This window comes from Cyclobacteriaceae bacterium (genome assembly GCA_013141055.1).
GTDB lineage: Bacteria > Bacteroidota > Bacteroidia > Cytophagales > Cyclobacteriaceae > ELB16-189.
Genome location: JABFRS010000001.1, coordinates 2,185,293 through 2,201,505, shown reverse-complemented (window position 1 = coordinate 2,201,505; position 16,213 = coordinate 2,185,293). Strand labels below are relative to the sequence as shown.

Sequence of the window (16,213 nt, the reverse complement as noted above, 5' to 3'; positions counted from 1 at the left end):
GAATTCAATCAAGAATTCCGTGGGCATCACGAAATACTGCTTTCACGGGGAGGGGGTGTCCAATCAAATTCTTTTTCAAAATATTCAAGGACATGCATTTTCAGTAGCTTCTCCTGCTCAAGGAGGTCAAATCGGGGCATCTTTTTAACCATTTTCCAATGTGGCCAGCCTTCTGCGTCTTGACCCTCAAGTTCGTAATAGCCCGAATAGCTGAGAACCTTACAAATGGCGATGTGCATCAGGTCCTGCTTTTGCTCCTTGGTAAAAAGCTGGTAGCCTTTACCCAATTCCTGCACGCCAATAAGGAAAAGAACACCATTAAGATCCTTGGGCTTTTCGCCAAGCATCCGCTGCACCTCTAGAAGAAGTGCCTGCCAGTTTTTTTCATTTTCAAGGTCGCGTTTAAACATGGAGCGCCTCCCAATATTCAAAAGCTCTTCTCAAATGAGGAATCACGATTGTCCCTCCAATCAGAGTAGCAACACCCATGGCTTCATTTACTTCTTCTGTTTTGAAGCCAGCTTCTTTGCATTTGCCGAGGTGATACTTTACACAATCGTCACAGCGAAGAACGAGGGAGCAAGTAAGACCAATGAGCTCTTTTGTTTTGACATCCAGAATCCCGGGAGCATAGGCATTTGTGTCCAGGTTGAAAATGCGTTTTATGATAAGATTATCGGCATCCGCAATCTTTTCGTTCATGCGACTCCGGTAATCATCGAATTGCTTAACAATATCCATGTGAGTAAATTTTAAATCAAATATCTCCTTCGCTGGGGCGTAAATCAAATGCAATCATCAAATACCATTGTAGAGGATTTCATTTCACTGTTTTTCCCGCACTACTGCCTGGCCTGTTCGGGTTCTTTGGTGAAAGGAGAAGATATGCTTTGTACCGCTTGTCTAAGCAATCTGCCAAAAACAAACTATCACCTTTGTACGGAAAACCCGATTAAAAATAAGCTCACAGGACGACTGCCATTGAAACATGGATGGGCATTTCTGAAGTTCCGGAAGCGTGGTATTGTTCAACATCTGCTACATCAATTGAAATACAACAATCATCCTGAGGTAGGTGTAAGGCTCGGTCAATTGTTTGGAAAAGAACTTTCTTTATCCGGTTTTGAAAGAGAGTTTGATCTCATTCTTCCTGTTCCGCTTCACTCCTCACGTCAACGGCAACGTGGGTATAATCAAAGTTCGATGCTTGCCTCGGGTTTGAGTGCGGCGATGAATATTCAATGGGATGAATCAATTTCAATACGAATGCAGTCAACCGTAACACAAACGAACAAGAACAGGATTGAACGATGGGAAAATGTTAAAGATGTTTTTTCTGTACAGAGTTTAACGGATTTGAAAGGCAAGCGAATTTTATTGGTGGACGATGTGATTACAACGGGAGCGACGATTGAAGCGTGTGGTCAACATTTGATTTCGTGCGGCTGCAGCGAGTTAAGCATTGCATGTTTAGCGGAAGCACAATAAAAGATCTGTGAGCCGTAACCATTGATTATTGTAAAAACGCTTGATTTTACAGGAATTCAAACAATTCAGCCAGTGGAATGGACATAAAAAAACCCCTCAGTTTCCTGAAGGGTTTCATTATAAATTTTTTAAGACTAGTAATTAGAACCTGCGCGAATCATTGCACAACGGAAACCGATTGTTGCAGTAGCAGAATCCTGATCAAGATATCTACGAGTACCAGGTGACATCCAGTACGCTACGTCTTTCCATGAACCACCTTTGTAAACACGAGCTTTGTCAGTGATCAATGATGTAAAGCCTTGAGGATTTTTTTCAAAGTCACTGTTATAACCTTTTGCATCGTCAAGGAAACCATCTCTTCTGATTGGGTTCAAGTCATCGAAATCCTGATATGAAAGAGGACGGTAAACATCCATTACCCACTCGCTCACATTACCAGCCATATTGTAAAGACCGTAATCATTAGGAGGGAATTCATATATATAAGAAGTGATGAGAGCTCCGTCATTCAGACGACCTGCGATACCCGCATAATCACCACGACCTCTTTTAAAGTTTGCAAGGAAGAAACCCATTTGCTTTCCGTAAGGATTACGAAGAGCGTGTCCATCCCAAGGATAGATACGTTGGTGAGTTTGCATTTCTTCAAGCCACTGAGTTCCGATGAGAGCTTGTGCAGCATATTCCCATTCAGCTTCTGTTGGAAGACGATAAGCAGGAATAACAACACCAGACTCAAGAGGAATTCTGCCACCTGCCGGAACTTCAGGAAGATCCTGACCTGATTCTTTCATCAACTCACGGTTAACGGCATCGGTACGCCATCTAGCATAGTTGGTTGCCTGAGTCCAGCTAACACCAACAACCGGGAAGTAGCGGAAACCAGGATATCTTAAGTAATGATCTACGTAAGGATCGTTGAATGCAAGCTTTCCAACCCATACCAATGTGTCGGGAAGAGAAGCCTGATATACTTCCTGAGAAGAGTCTTTCGCCAGATAATGCATGTACTCCAACCAGTGGATATTGGCAATTTCTGTTTCATCCATATAAAAAGATGCTACAGAAACAGTACGCTCAACGTTATCGCGATATGCCATAACATCTTCTTCGTAAGAGCCCATGACAGCACGGCCTCCTTCAATAAAGACGGTATTTGGAGCATCAGGCTGACCTTCGAAATCCTTGACCTGGAAACCACCGGTCTCCTCATCATTGTATTTCAAGTTGGTAGCTGTGCTAAGCTGACCGGGATTAATGGCAGTCGGTTTTGCATTTTTGTTTCCTCCAATGAGTGAACAAGACGCGATTACCACTGTGCCGCCAACAACTGCTAAGAGACCTTTTATCTGCTTCATTTTATCTGTTTTATGGAGTAAAGCAACCGCTAATATAAAGAGATAATTCCGTGTTTTCCAAAGCGTAGCGATTTTTTGATGAATCCTTAATGGAAGGTCAGGGGGTCGCTGCTTTTTTCAGTTCACCAATAACGGCAGGTCAAGTAAAGTATTGCAGTGAATGATTGCTTATTAAACCCTGAAATTCTCGCCAGTCCGACTTTATTTGCCGGTCGCCGCATCCTTAGAAGTGAGTAAAACCATCAAAGGACCCAGAATTTTCAATGCATCCTCTACAGAACCAATGTTATCTATAAATAAAGTGGGACGCCCCGTCTGATCTTTCAAGCGGCACTGTTTGGAATGTGTCTGCACAAAAGTCAGGATGCCTCCGAAGATATCCGACTTGAAATACTCGTCGTTGTTTCCTACAAACGTTGCTCTGGCTCTTCCGTTTTTCAAACTTATCTTTTCAAATCCAAGATGCTCACCCGCCCAACGTAGTCTGACGGTATCAATCAGTTGAAAAACAGAAGGAGGAATTTCTCCAAAGCGATCTTTCAATGAAAGAGTAAACGCCTGAAGTGTCGGTTCATCTTTAATACTATCAAGCGTTGAGTAAAGTTGAAGGCGCTCACGGACACTTGCTACATAATTTTCAGGAATAAGTATTTCAAGATCTGTTTCAATCACGCAGTCAGGAACGACAAGCTTTGCTTTTTCAGAAAGTTCTTCAGTGAAGAGATCTTTGAATTCATTCTCCTTTAATTCATGAATGGCATCATCCAGAATTCTGTGATAGGTATCAAACCCAAGATCATTGATAAAACCACTTTGCTCACCACCTAATAAATTTCCAGCACCACGAATGTCAAGATCGCGCATCGCTACTTTGAAACCGTCGCCCAGTTCAGAAAACTCCTCAAGTGCTGCCAAACGTTTGCGTGAATCAGAAGACAGCAACGATGCAGGTGGAGTTAATAAATAACAAAACGCTTTTTTATTAGACCGTCCTACTCTTCCACGCATCTGATGGAGATCGCTTAAACCAAACATGTGTGCCTGATTGATCATGATCGTATTTGCGTTTGGAATATCAAGCCCGGACTCAATAATATTAGTAGAAACCAAAACGTCATATTCTCCATCTATGAAACGCATCATAACTTTTTCAAGTTTATCGCCTTCCATTTGTCCATGAGCAATACCAATGCGGGAGTCTGGCACAAGTTTATAGATCACATTCGCAATGCTCTCAATATCACTCACACGGTTATGAACAAAGAAAACCTGTCCGCCCCTTCTGAGCTCATGACTAACGGCATCTCGAATGATCTCTTCATTATAAGAATGAAGCTCAGTTGTTACGGGCTGACGATTAGGTGGAGGTGTTGCAATAATGCTGAGATCGCGTGCACCCATTAAGGAAAAATGCAGCGTCCTTGGAATTGGAGTCGCAGTTAAAGTGAGCACATCAATGTTTATCCTTAACTCTTTTAAACGGTCTTTGACCTTTACACCAAACTTTTGCTCTTCATCAATGATCAGCAACCCAAGGTTTTTAAACTCCACATCTTTACTGACGATTCGATGAGTGCCAATAAGAATGTTTATGTTTCCTTCTTTCGTTTCTTTTAAAATTTCTTTGATCTCTTTTTCAGTTTTAAAGCGGGAGACATAGTCAATCTTCACGGGGAAGTTTGCCAAACGTTCAGCAAAAGTCCTGTGATGCTGCATCGCCAGAATAGTGGTGGGCACCAATATGGCAATCTGTTTTCCATCCGCCGTTGCCTTAAATGCAGCCCGGATTGCAACTTCTGTCTTACCAAAACCAACGTCTCCACAAACCAGGCGATCCATGGGATGAGGGTTTTCCATATCCTTTTTGACGTCTTCAGTGGCGCTCGCCTGGTCGGGAGTATCTTCATAAATAAAAGAAGATTCCAGTTCGGCTTGCAGAAAACTATCTGGTGAAAAGGCGAAGCCGGGATTTTTCTTTCGCTTGGCGTAAAGTTCAATAAGCTCGCGGGCAATATCCTTTACCTTACCCCTTACTTTGGATTTTTTATTTTCCCATTCATCCGATCCGAGCTTACTGATTACCGGAGGAGCACCTTCTTTACCTGAGTATTTGGAAATTTTATGAAGTGAATGAATGCTTGCATACAGCATGTCATTATCACGAAAAACAAGACGCACTGCTTCTTGTTCTTTACCATTTACTTCTTTCTTTTCAAGGCCCGCAAACTTGCATATACCGTAATCAATATGCGTTACAAAATCTCCTGGCTGAAGGGATTGAAGTTCTTTGAATGTGATCGCTTTCGATTTGCTGAATTTTTCTTTTGCACGAAAGCGATGATAGCGCTCAAAGATCTGGTGGTCGGTGTAACAGACTATTTTCAGAGAATGGTCAACAAATCCCTGACGCAAGGGAAAATCAAGCGGTTGAAATTTCAGACCAGGATGAATCTCTTCAAAGATTCCCTGCAGACGTTCCAGTTGTTTGGGTTGTTCTGCCGCAATAAAATTTGAGTATCCCTGAAGCTGGTGGTCCAAAAGATCTTTGGCCAGCAATTCAAAATTTTTATTGAAAGAAGGTTGAGTTGCTGATTTGAACTCAAAACTTTTTGAAGTTGTAAAGTGGAAACGACTTCCGAATTCTATGATTGGAAATGAGGCAATCTGCTTTATAAATGATTCAGAAGACTCGAAAAGATGATCGGGCTGAAGAGCAAGCTTTGCGCTTCCGCTTTCGCGAACGATTTTATCAAAACTATTGCTGGCCTTTTCAAAACACTTATCAAGAATGTCGGTGGTGAGCTTTACATCCTTTATCCAAAGTCGGGTGGAGGGTGTCATAAACTCAAGAAGTGATTGACGATCTTCCTGAACCAGGCGAGTCTGCACATTGGGCATGAGGCTTACCTTGTCGAGTGTATCAACCGAAAGCTGTGATCCAGGATCAAAGCTTCGGATACTGTCGACTTCATCACCAAACAACTCAATGCGATAGGGGAGTTCGTGGGCGAAAGAAAACACATCGATGATTCCTCCACGAATGGCAAACTGACCCGCCTCGTAAACAAAATCAGTTTTTTCAAAATCATAAGAGTGAAGAAATTCTTCCAAAAACTCACGATCCAGCTTCTCTTTTTTCTGAACAACAAAAGTGTTGGTAGCGAGAGATTTTTTGGTAATAACTTTTTCGGAAAGAGCTTCAGGGTAGGTGATCAGGATTTGTGAACCTGGATGAGCACTGAGATGATTCAATGCCTCGGCTCGCATCAGCACATTGGCATTTTCGGTTTCATCATACTCATAAGGTCTTTTGTAGGACATCGGAAAAAGAAAAACCTCTTTTTCATCGAGCAGATTCTGAAGATCATTGGAAAAGTAGGCAGCCTCTTCCTTATCGTGCATGATCACGAGATGGCTGGACCGGACACTTTTATAAGCTGCTGCCAGGATTATTGCATCCAGACTTCCTGTTAGCCCTTTTAGCTTAAGAGTTTTTGAAGAAGACGCACGAATTCCCTCTGCCAGATTTTGAATCAGGCTATCAGATTTATACAGCGAAATGAAATCAACCGCCCTCAAAAATCCATCAGGAAAGTTGCAAAAGTACCTTGTCACCCGGCCTGCTCCAAATGCATTCCGAAAATTCAAAAGGAAAGCATCAACTTGTTTAACTTTGAACCGCCGATGTATTACTTAGAAATATTCATTCTACTGCTCACGCTCACGTGCGTTTTGTTCCTGATCATTGGATTGATGAAACCATGGGCAATGCTTTGGTGGGAAGACGTTCAAAACAGGAGCAAGGTGTTGAAAGTATATGGTTCACTATCTATACTCTTCTGGCTTGTCTATCATACGCTAAGATATTTTTATCCACGATGAGAAATTTCATTATAGTATTTCTTTTGTTGTTCGCGATCGCCTGTTCAAATAAAAAGACTGAAAGCACGACAGAAGAGGTTGTTGTCAATGAGATGCCTGCATTAAGGCTTGAGCGCATGACAGGTGAAAAGATCAGGGTAGATTCTCTTTCTGGAAAAACCATTCTTGTTTTCTTTAGCCCTGACTGTGATCATTGTCAACGTGAAGCGGACGACATCTATCAACATCTCAGTGCTTTTCGAGAATATTCCATTTATTTTATTGCCGCCAGGGACAACAAGGAAATAACAGACTTTGCTTCAACCTACCATCTCAATGATCAGCCCAACGTAATTTTTGCACGCGCGGATCTGCCTGAAGTTTTAAATGTGATGGGAAGCATGGGTACGCCCACCCTTTTTATTTATTCAAAAGAAAAGCGGTTGGTAAAAAAGTTTGAGAATGAAACTCCGGTTGAGGAAATCATCAAGTTTTTGTGACGAATGCGCATAAATGCGTATAGCAATTACAAATTCTTTTTTGCAACATTGTCAGGTCTTTAACACTCCCGTTTAACCCAAATCTTTAACATTTATGGCACCTCTTATTTTATTAGGACTGCTGGCGCTTCTCTTGCTCATGTGCTTTGTCACTGTGCGGCAAGGAACGATCGCGGTGGTTACTGTATTCGGAAAGTACAGTCGCATCATGCGCCCAGGATTGAATTTTAAATTGCCGATCATTCAACAGATCTATAAAAGGATATCCATCCAGAATCGTTCTGTTGAATTGGAATTTCAAGCAACCACCATTGACCAAGCAAATGTTAATTTCAAAGCAATGCTTCTTTTTGCGGTCTATAACCAGGAAGAGGAAACGATAAAGAATGTAGCGTTCAAGTTCATGGATGAAAGAAGTTTTATGCAGGCTTTGATTCGCACTATTGAAGGATCTATCAGAAGTTTCGTTGCAACTAAAAAGCAAGCAGAAATTTTATCTCTCCGTACTGAGATTGTCAAAGAAGTGAAAGAGCAGCTCGATCACACACTTGAAGGCTGGGGATTTCATTTATTGGATTTGCAATTGAATGACATTGCTTTTGATGACGCCATCATGAAGTCAATGGCACAGGTAGTAGCATCCAACAATCTTCGTGCAGCGGCCGAAAATGAAGGTCAGGCTTTATTGATCACAAAGACCAAAGCTGCAGAAGCAGAAGGTAACGCAATCAAGATCGCAGCAGAAGCAGAAAAAATTGCAGCGGCTCTTCGTGGACAAGGTGTTGCCTTATTCCGTGAGGAGGTGGCAAAAGGTATGTCACAGGCAGCGAAAGAAATGCAGGGAGCAAGTCTCGACTCTTCTTTTCTCTTATTCTCCATGTGGACAGAATCCATTAAGCATTTTGCAGAAGCAGGTAAAGGAAATGTTATTTTCCTTGATGGATCAGGAGAAAACATGCAGCGCACCATGCAACAGATGATGGCAATGGGAAAAGGAATTTCTGTAGGTAAATAAATTCAGAACGAAATAAATATTAAACGCGATCTCAAACAGGTCGCGTTTTTTATTGTCTCAACTTCAGAAAATCACCGTCGATAATCATTAGCTTAACCCCAGTAGCCGATACGGAACGATGAGAACTGAGATCATCGGATACAACATAGCTCATTCCTTTAGTAAGATGAACGCTCTCGCCGTTTTCAGAATGAGTTGTAAACGAACCTTCAAGACAATGAACAATATGACCTTTATGGCACCAATGATCTGCCGAATAGTTGGAGGAGTATTCAATTAACCGAATCCGAAGACCAGGATATTGAATTGTTTTTGAGCTAACAGTACCCGTTTCTCCGGATTGCTCAATGCTTTCAACCGAACCCCAGTCAATAGTTTGAAAGGGAATGTTTTCAGAATTCATGTAAAAATGATTAGAGGAGTTTTATTTCAGGCGCTCAACAAGCAGGACAAATTTTTCTTTTTCACCTTGAGTGCAGATAAGATACTCTTCCCCACCTTCTTTTAAACCAGTCTTGGCTTTTATTTCCTCCACGCTTAAAGGATAGTTGCGTGTAATGATGTTAGCATATCCCTTTGGAAATTTCTCATTGATTTTTTTATCAAGTTTAAGAGATTCCAGAATTGTAAAAATTCTTCCCGGAAAGTCGACCGGCTCTGAAGAAGTATAAAGATGTGAGTTAGGTGCTAACTTTTTAAGATTGAACTTTTCACCAATCCATTTGAACGCCCCGGCTTTTAAAGTTGCTGCGGAAGGTTCATACAGAAATGTTAACGGATTTGAGTAAGAAATTTGTGCATTCCTTTCTGCTTCCAGAGAAAATGAGAAGTCACTTAGAATTTCTCCATAATGATTAAGATCTGCTATTCTGATAACGGGCTCACCGGAAAAATTCTTCTCCAAAAGAAAAAGCAACTCCTTGCATTCATTATCAACGGCTACGATGATTACCTGGGATACATTCTCAAGCTCACGACATCCTTGCTGAATGTCCATCAACGGAGAAGTTTTGATTAAAACATGCGTTGCTTTTTGCAGAAGCTCTTTTTGAAGGAGAACCACATTCGGTTCGCTATCAGCAAGCTTGAATATTTTCTGAGTTTTTTTTCTTCTGGAAGGATCCAGGAATAAAAGATCCATGGGTTCATCCAGCGTATCGAGATAGTCTTCTGCAGAAGCGTTGTAGTGTGTAATATTATTCTGATTGTGAGAATTCAGAAGCTTATGATTGTGCTTCGCGATTTCGTAGAGAGAAGTATCGGGCTCAATGTAATCGATGTGCTGAGCGCGTAAACTTAAAAACTGCGTATCCACACCAAAGCCTCCTGTCAGGTCGGCGGCACTAATTATTTTCTCCTCATCTGGATAAAGACTTTTGAGTAAAGCGAGTTTGAATTTTGCTGTTGCCTCTGATGAACTTTGTTCAAGATTAATGGATGGAGGAAAGGCTATTCCTCTTGTGTTATAAAAAGTCTTGAATTTTACTTTCGCTTTTTTGCGTCCTGTAAGTTGTTGTGCAATGAATTCGGTAGGAACGTTATGAACAGTATCCTGCTTCAGAAGAAGTTTTTGTACATCTCCATTTTCATGCTCTAAAAGAAAATCCTGTATCTCGTCGCTTAGCATAGAGTCGATCAATGATTGCATTTTCATTTCCGTTAAAGCGGTCAAAGTTTACTTAATGAAGCAGGAAGGCTAAAATACCGGAAAGCATAAGAGTTACTCCCGTGATAATGCCAGCATTGTGCTCCAAAGAATGCCAATTCAACTTTAATAGACCGCTATGCGCGAGTCTTACCCAAATAATCATGCCACCCACAGTCACTATGGTGTACAATGCTGCAAGCAAAGTTACTAACCACCAGGCCTGCGCACCTGCCACCAGAAAGTAAGCTTCAATTTCAAAGCACGGTGAAAAAAACATTGCAGAAGCCAAAGAAAGAATGAGCCTGTTTTTATTCGTTACTTTTTCGGGATGACCATGAATGTGAAAATGGTGATGACGACTGTGCTGATAGATATAGAAAATACCAAGCGTTACCAGAAGAGCAGGAGCGATATAAGCTGTAAAATTTTCCAATGCTGCAGAAAGCTGAGCACCAATAAGGGCCAGAAGAACTCCTATTAAAACTGTGCTTGTTGCATGGGCGAGACCGGCAATAAGTGTAATGCGTGTCGTTTCTGCCAAATCCCACTTTTCTTTTTTACTGATCGCCAGCACCGGAAGCCAGTGATTGGGAATAAGACCATGAAGAAGACTAAGAATAAGACTGCCGGTGATAAGGGTAATCATTGACCAAAGTTAATGCGTGAGAATGTTTAACCTATTCAACATTCTTCATTTTAGATAAAAGATTATAGGCTCCCTTCAATACAACGATTACATTTTTTGCAGACCTGTCGGAAGGCATGTCAACCTCTACAAAACCATTTTGCCTGAGTCCGGTTCCAATTTCAATCATTTCAAAACTATTTTCATTGCCAGCGTCTTTAATAAAAATGAAATTTTTGTCTTCATGATTCACAATCGCATTTTCCGGCAGAGTGGGTAAAGATTGACCGCCTGTTTCAATCATTGCTTTTAAATACATTCCAGGAATTAGTTCACGATCATCTTTATCAATGTGGCCATGAATTCGCACTGTTCTGTCTGCGCTGATTTCCCGTCCAATGAGATATACTTTCGCTGTCCTTTCCGTTGATTCATTGGCAAGTGTAAATCTGATGGTTTGTCCAATTTTTATTTTAGGAATGTCGCGCTCAAACGCAATCAGTTCTGTATGAAGATGATCCGTGTCAACAATCCGGAACATCACATCGGTTTGACTTACAAAAGAACCAACAGCACTGTTCACTTGAGTAACATAACCATTGATAGGCGAGCGAAGTTCAATGGTGGAACGGATTGCTTCTGAATCCAGCTTATCAGGATCAATGTTCAGCATTTTTAATTTAGCCCGAAGGCCATTGTTCCTTGCTTTCATGCTTGTGAGATCGGCAATAGATTTTTGTAAAACTTTCTGAGAGTTTACATTTTCCTTTGCCAGTTCCTGTTGCCGCTGATTTTCTGCGGTTAGAAATTCTGCCTGTGCTTTAGTATCCAGGAAATCCTGCTGAAGCTGTATGTACTCAGGATTTTCAATCACTGCAATTGACTGACCCTTCGCAATATGCATCCCTTGCAATAATGAAGTAGATCTCAGAAAGCCCCCAAAAGGTGCTGTCATATTGACCATATTCTGAGGAGGAACATCAAGCATCCCCGACACACTGATCGCACCACTTAGCACACGGTTTTCAATAGTTCCTGTTTCAATGCCTATGTTTTGGGCTTGCTCCTTTGTTAAAGTGACAAACCGCTCATCTTCAGCGACAGCTTCCTGTACCTCCATGTTCGCTTCCTTTTGTTTGCAACCAGAAAGAAGCAATGAAAAAGATGTAATACAGAGGGCTGCGACAATGAGTCTTTTTATAAGAATGGTATGAATGAATTTTTTCATTGTATGTGATTAATCTTTTGATGAACGACCTGATAAAAACTCGAGAGTGATTATACTTTGATTGTACTGAACAATTGATTGAAGATAACCTTCTTCAATACCAAGTGCCTGCTGGAGATTAAGACGATATTCTGCCTGACCGATCTCTCCGGTTTTATAAGCTAATTGAGACTGACGTAGAATGAGCTTTGCATTGGGTAAAGCTGATCGGGTGTAGTAATCAAGATTATTTCGGTTTTTATAGAACTCCTGAATAGTTTTTTGCCATTGGCCGGAAAGCTGCTTACGGAAATATTGCGCCTGATAGTGTGCAGCTTCAGATCGGATCGCGGCGGATTTAATGCGTGCGTGATGGGGAAGAAACCAAAGCGGAATAGATACACCGGCAGTAATTCCCGTGAAGCGTTTGTTTGAATCGAAGAAAGGATTGCTTCCATCAGTGAATTGCTGATAACCTATTAATGACTGATTAAAATAGCCAATCGTCAGATCAGGTAGGGCCTTATTGATTTCAACTTTCTTTTCCTGCTGAGCGATCAATGATAAAGATTGCTGATATGCCAATTGAGGATTTTGCGAAACCTGTGATGAGTCATCTTCCAATGTTGTTGTAAAAGGTGAAAGAGTCTCTTCAGCGATCAGAATGTTGTCTGAAGAATTTAACAGGATATTCAGTTGATGGTAATATACTTTTAGATCGGCTTCGTTCTGACGAATAAGGTTTTGGATCTCATCATAGCGTGCCTCTGCTGAAGTTTTTTGCAACAGCGTTCCTTCTCCGGTTTTAAATTGTAATCCTGTGATCTTTACCAGATCAGAATAAATACTGTCCTGTCGGAGAAATAATTTTTGCTGCGAAATCAGAAACTGTAATGTCAGATATGTTTGCTTCACCTGAAGAACGATCTCATTTTCTGATAATGCTTTCCTGTACACGCTACTCTGAACTTTAGCTTCCCCCAACTTAGCCTGACTAATGAATAAAGTTGGAAATGGGATGCTTTGAGTAATGGTCAGATTATTATCCTGGTTATTACTGTTGTATTGACCATACATCAGCATGGCATTTGTTTTAGGAATTTCGGTGGAGGTTCGCTTCAATTGTTTTTGAACCTCGACCTCCAAAGCAGCAGACTTGATCGCATCGTTATTTTTCAATGCGATGGAGATAGCCTCTTCACGTGAGATTGTCTTTTGCTGGGCATTACTCAATGCCGGAATGAGAAGCAATCCAGCAATAAGAAGAGCGAACGATTGTGTTTTCATTTTCTTCAATTGAAATTTTTCTATTGCATAATAAAGACAAGGCAGTACAATAAGAGTAAGAACAGTAGCGGTGATCAATCCGCCCATTACAACGGTTGCTAATGGCCGCTGCACTTCCGCGCCATCTCCATGAGAAAAAGCCATCGGTAAAAAGCCCAGCGACGCAACGCATGCAGTCATTATAACTGGCCGAAGTCGTGTAGCGGTACCTTTTAATATAATAGAAATAAGATCCGTTTCTCCCTCTTGCCTGATGTGATTAAACTCAGCGATAAGGACAATGCCATTAAGAACTGAAACTCCAAACAGGGCAATGAATCCTACTGCTGCCGAAATGCTAAAGGGCATGTCACGCAACCAGAGTGTGAAAATCCCACCAATTGCTGAGAGCGGAATAGCTGTATAGATGAGAAGGCTTTGCTTAACAGAATGAAAGGTGAAATAGAGAAGAACAAAGATCAATAACAGAGCAACGGGAACTGCTACATAAAGTCTTCCTCTGGCCTCCTGTAAATTTTTAAATGTTCCGCCGAATGTCGGGAAGTATCCTGGTGCAAATTTTATCTGTTGATCGATTTTTAGCTGAAGCTCATTTACAATACTCTCTACATCACGCCCACGTACATTGAACCCAATAATGATTCTTCTCTTGGCATCATCACGCTGGATTTGATTGGCACTCATCTTCAGTTGAATATCTGCCAGCTGTGACAGGGGCACTTGCTTTCCAGAACCGGAAGTAATGAAGAGGGAAGAAATATCTTCAATGCTTTTTCTGTTAGCCAGCTCCATCCTCACGACGAGATCAAAACGTTTCTCATTTTCAAATACGAGTCCGGCACTCTGCCCGGCAAAAGCGATGTTGATCGTTTGATTAATTGTCTCAACGTCTATACCGAATTGAGCAAGACGTTCACGATTGATAGAAACAACGATCTGGGGGAGACCCGTTATCTTTTCAACATATAGATCCTTAGCTCCTTCAATAGTTGGAATGATTTTCGCAACGCGATTGGCATAACCTGATAACTGATCAAGATCCTCACCGTAAATTTTAACAACAACATCCTGACGAGCACCCGTCATTAATTCATTAAATCTCATTTGAATAGGCTGCTGAAATCCAAAAGTGACGCCCGGCACAACCTCAAGAGCTTCTGTCATTTGGTCAGCAAGCTCATCCCGGCTTGAGGCTTTTTTCCAACTGCTTTTGTCTTTAAGGACCACTATGAGATCAGCAGCTTCCAAAGGCATAGGGTCGATAGGAATTTCAGATGATCCAATCTTTCCAACAATCTGCTCTACTTCATCGGGAAATTTTTTTAGCAAGACTTTACTTGCTTTGATAGTTGCATCGACCGTTTCAGAAAGACTACTGCCAGCCAGGACTCTGGTTTCCACGGCAAAGTCGCCTTCATCCAACGTTGGTATGAATTCAGCTCCGAGAGAAGAAAATACCCATAGACTGAAAATGAACAAAGCTCCGGAAACGGAAAAGACAACAGACCGATACTTAATGGACAACCGGATCAATGGATCATAAAGACCATGAAGAAAGTTCATTAGCTTTTGTGAGATGGATTCTTTGTGCTCAGGATTTTTGCTGAGAAATAAAGCACTCATCATAGGGATGTATGTTATCGATAAGATAAAAGCACCCAGAATAGCAAAGGATACTGTTTGTGCCATGGGCCGGAACATTTTTCCTTCCACACCTACCAAAGCCAGAATTGGCAGATAAACTATCAGAATAATTAATTCACCAAATGCAGCACTCTTTCGGATCTTACTTGCTGACAAGTAAACTTCTTCATCCATTTCCTGCTGAGAAGATCTTCCTTGCAACATTCGTAAGCCCAAATGATGCATCGTTGCCTCCACAATGATAACGGCTCCATCTACGATTAAACCAAAGTCAATAGCACCTAGACTCATCAGATTACCTGAGACGCCGAAGACATTCATCATCGATATTGCAAAGAGCATAGCGAGAGGAATAACAGACGCAACAATCAATCCTGCTCTCAGATTTCCCAGTAAAAGAACCAGAACAAAAATTACAATCAACGCACCTTCAGCGAGATTTCTGGAAACTGTTGTAATGGCTTTGTTGACAAGTTTAGTTCGGTCAAGGAATGGATCAATGGTTACACCCTCTGGTAAATTCTTGCGGATCATTTCAATGCGTTCTTTAACATTCCGGATTACGTTGGAAGAATTTTCACCTTTCAGCATCATAACAATCGCACCGGTTACTTCACCTTCTCCATTGTAAGTCATCGCACCATATCGTATAGCATGACCGAATTGCACGGTTGCTACATCGCGAAGAAGTATAGGTATGCCGTTAGAAGTACTTTTGAGGACGATTGACTCCAGATCCTGAAGACTGGTAACCAAACCTTCGGATCGTATAAAATAGGCATTAGGTTTTTTATCAATGTATGAACCTCCCGTGTTCTGATTATTTCTTTCAAGCGCTGAAAAAATATCGCTCACACTGAGATTAAAACTTCTAAGCTTATCTGTATTCAAAGCTATTTCATACTGCTTCAGATATCCACCAAAACTGCTTACATCGGCTACACCTTCTGTTCCCAGGAGTTGTCGGCGAATGATCCAATCCTGAATGGAGCGCAAATCTGTTACAGAATATTTCTTTTCATAACCAGGCAATGCGTGAATAACATATTGATAGATCTCACCCAGTCCTGTAGTTATGGGAGCAAGCTTAGGGGAGCCGATTCCCTTTGGAATTTGATTCTGAATTTCAGCAATTCGCTCACTCACCTGTTGACGAGCCCAGTAAACATCCACCTCTTCTTTAAATACAATCGTTACTACAGAGAGACCGAAGCGGGAAAATGATCGGACCTCTTCGATATCCGGAATAGTTGCAATGCTTTGCTCTACAGGAAAAGTTACCAACCTCTCAATGTCAAGAGCAGATTGTGAAGGAGCCACTGTTATGACCTGCACCTGATTATTAGTAATGTCAGGTACAGCATCAATGGGTAATTGAGTAGCTGAGTAAGTTCCCCAGGCAATCAAGCCCATTGTGAACAAAACAATGACCAGCTTATTTTTTATAGAGAAATGAATAATGCGATCCAGCATAAATTTCTTGTTAATGATAAGTATATGCCGTGCATCGTTTATGCCGGAAAATTATCCTGACACAAAAGATCAACTGCAGATCTTACCTTAATTCAGTAAAAATG

12 protein-coding genes are annotated in these 16,213 nt (G+C 41.3%); 3 read left to right on the top strand and 9 right to left on the bottom strand.

Going from position 1 to position 16,213, the window contains the following annotated elements; translation table 11 throughout:
- Positions 1 to 26: 26 nt before the first annotated feature.
- Both HOP08_09880 and HOP08_09875 read right to left on the bottom strand, forming a co-directional pair.
- Positions 27 to 410 carry a hypothetical protein gene (locus HOP08_09880; GenBank protein NOT75226.1) on the bottom strand — a complete coding sequence of 128 codons (384 nt, stop codon included), beginning with the start codon at positions 408 to 410 and terminating at the stop codon, positions 27 to 29.
- Positions 403 to 741, bottom strand: a complete 339-nt coding sequence (locus HOP08_09875) for a carboxymuconolactone decarboxylase family protein (GenBank protein ID NOT75225.1) — start codon at positions 739 to 741, stop codon at positions 403 to 405. The genes HOP08_09880 and HOP08_09875 overlap by 8 nt, the downstream gene beginning before the upstream one ends.
- Positions 742 to 789: 48 nt before the next feature.
- Here HOP08_09875 and HOP08_09870 point away from each other — a divergent pair, with 48 nt between their 5' ends.
- The gene (locus HOP08_09870; GenBank protein ID NOT75224.1) at positions 790 to 1,488 is read left to right on the top strand and encodes a ComF family protein; all 699 of its coding nucleotides are present in this window, start codon (positions 790 to 792) and stop codon (positions 1,486 to 1,488) included.
- A gap of 134 nt (positions 1,489 to 1,622) precedes the next feature.
- On the opposite strand, the gene gldJ is transcribed toward HOP08_09870, so the two are convergent.
- Together gldJ and mfd are read right to left on the bottom strand one after the other, a co-directional pair.
- Positions 1,623 to 2,849 (bottom strand): gliding motility lipoprotein GldJ, encoded by a 1,227-nt coding sequence (gene gldJ / locus HOP08_09865; GenBank protein NOT75223.1) that lies wholly within the window; start codon positions 2,847 to 2,849, stop codon positions 1,623 to 1,625.
- A gap of 201 nt (positions 2,850 to 3,050) precedes the next feature.
- A complete protein-coding gene (mfd, locus tag HOP08_09860) occupies positions 3,051 to 6,428 on the bottom strand; it encodes a transcription-repair coupling factor (GenBank protein NOT75222.1) in 3,378 nt (1,125 codons plus the stop codon).
- A gap of 146 nt (positions 6,429 to 6,574) precedes the next feature.
- Here mfd and HOP08_09855 point away from each other — a divergent pair, with 146 nt between their 5' ends.
- Positions 6,575 to 7,210, top strand: a complete 636-nt coding sequence (locus HOP08_09855; protein NOT75221.1) for a redoxin domain-containing protein — start codon at positions 6,575 to 6,577, stop codon at positions 7,208 to 7,210.
- Between the two features lie 94 nt (positions 7,211 to 7,304).
- Positions 7,305 to 8,225: an SPFH domain-containing protein gene (locus tag HOP08_09850; GenBank protein ID NOT75220.1), complete on the top strand. Its 921-nt coding sequence runs from the start codon at positions 7,305 to 7,307 to the stop codon at positions 8,223 to 8,225.
- A 49-nt stretch (positions 8,226 to 8,274) separates the two neighbouring features.
- On the opposite strand, the gene HOP08_09845 is transcribed toward HOP08_09850, so the two are convergent.
- The 5 genes from HOP08_09845 to HOP08_09825 are packed head-to-tail and all read right to left on the bottom strand — an operon-like array spanning position 8,275 to position 16,109.
- Positions 8,275 to 8,628 carry a DHCW motif cupin fold protein gene (locus HOP08_09845; protein ID NOT75219.1) on the bottom strand — a complete coding sequence of 118 codons (354 nt, stop codon included), beginning with the start codon at positions 8,626 to 8,628 and terminating at the stop codon, positions 8,275 to 8,277.
- A 21-nt stretch (positions 8,629 to 8,649) separates the two neighbouring features.
- Entirely contained in the window at positions 8,650 to 9,873 is a 1,224-nt protein-coding gene (locus HOP08_09840) for a class I SAM-dependent methyltransferase (protein NOT75218.1), read from the bottom strand.
- 31 nt (positions 9,874 to 9,904) lie between these two features.
- The gene (locus HOP08_09835; protein NOT75217.1) at positions 9,905 to 10,519 is read right to left on the bottom strand and encodes a hypothetical protein; all 615 of its coding nucleotides are present in this window, start codon (positions 10,517 to 10,519) and stop codon (positions 9,905 to 9,907) included.
- Between the two features lie 31 nt (positions 10,520 to 10,550).
- Complete coding sequence (locus HOP08_09830; GenBank protein ID NOT75216.1) at positions 10,551 to 11,726, bottom strand: efflux RND transporter periplasmic adaptor subunit; 1,176 nt, start codon at positions 11,724 to 11,726, stop codon at positions 10,551 to 10,553.
- Between the two features lie 9 nt (positions 11,727 to 11,735).
- Positions 11,736 to 16,109, bottom strand: a complete 4,374-nt coding sequence (locus HOP08_09825; protein ID NOT75215.1) for a CusA/CzcA family heavy metal efflux RND transporter — start codon at positions 16,107 to 16,109, stop codon at positions 11,736 to 11,738.
- Between the last annotated feature and the right edge of the window lie 104 nt (positions 16,110 to 16,213).

Bases quoted from the DNA above. Each gene is read 5' to 3' on its own strand.
- HOP08_09880 (NOT75226.1), bottom strand. From the start codon at position 410: ATGTTTAAACGCGACCTTGAAAATGAAAAAAACTGGCAGGCACTTCTT.
- HOP08_09875 (NOT75225.1), bottom strand. From the start codon at position 741: ATGGATATTGTTAAGCAATTCGATGATTACCGGAGTCGCATGAACGAA.
- HOP08_09870 (NOT75224.1), top strand. From the start codon at position 790: ATGCAATCATCAAATACCATTGTAGAGGATTTCATTTCACTGTTTTTC.
- gldJ (NOT75223.1), bottom strand. From the start codon at position 2,849: ATGAAGCAGATAAAAGGTCTCTTAGCAGTTGTTGGCGGCACAGTGGTA.
- HOP08_09850 (NOT75220.1), top strand. From the start codon at position 7,305: ATGGCACCTCTTATTTTATTAGGACTGCTGGCGCTTCTCTTGCTCATG.
- HOP08_09845 (NOT75219.1), bottom strand. From the start codon at position 8,628: ATGAATTCTGAAAACATTCCCTTTCAAACTATTGACTGGGGTTCGGTT.
- HOP08_09840 (NOT75218.1), bottom strand. From the start codon at position 9,873: ATGCAATCATTGATCGACTCTATGCTAAGCGACGAGATACAGGATTTT.
- HOP08_09835 (NOT75217.1), bottom strand. From the start codon at position 10,519: ATGATTACCCTTATCACCGGCAGTCTTATTCTTAGTCTTCTTCATGGT.
- HOP08_09830 (NOT75216.1), bottom strand. From the start codon at position 11,726: ATGAAAAAATTCATTCATACCATTCTTATAAAAAGACTCATTGTCGCA.
- HOP08_09825 (NOT75215.1), bottom strand. From the start codon at position 16,109: ATGCTGGATCGCATTATTCATTTCTCTATAAAAAATAAGCTGGTCATT.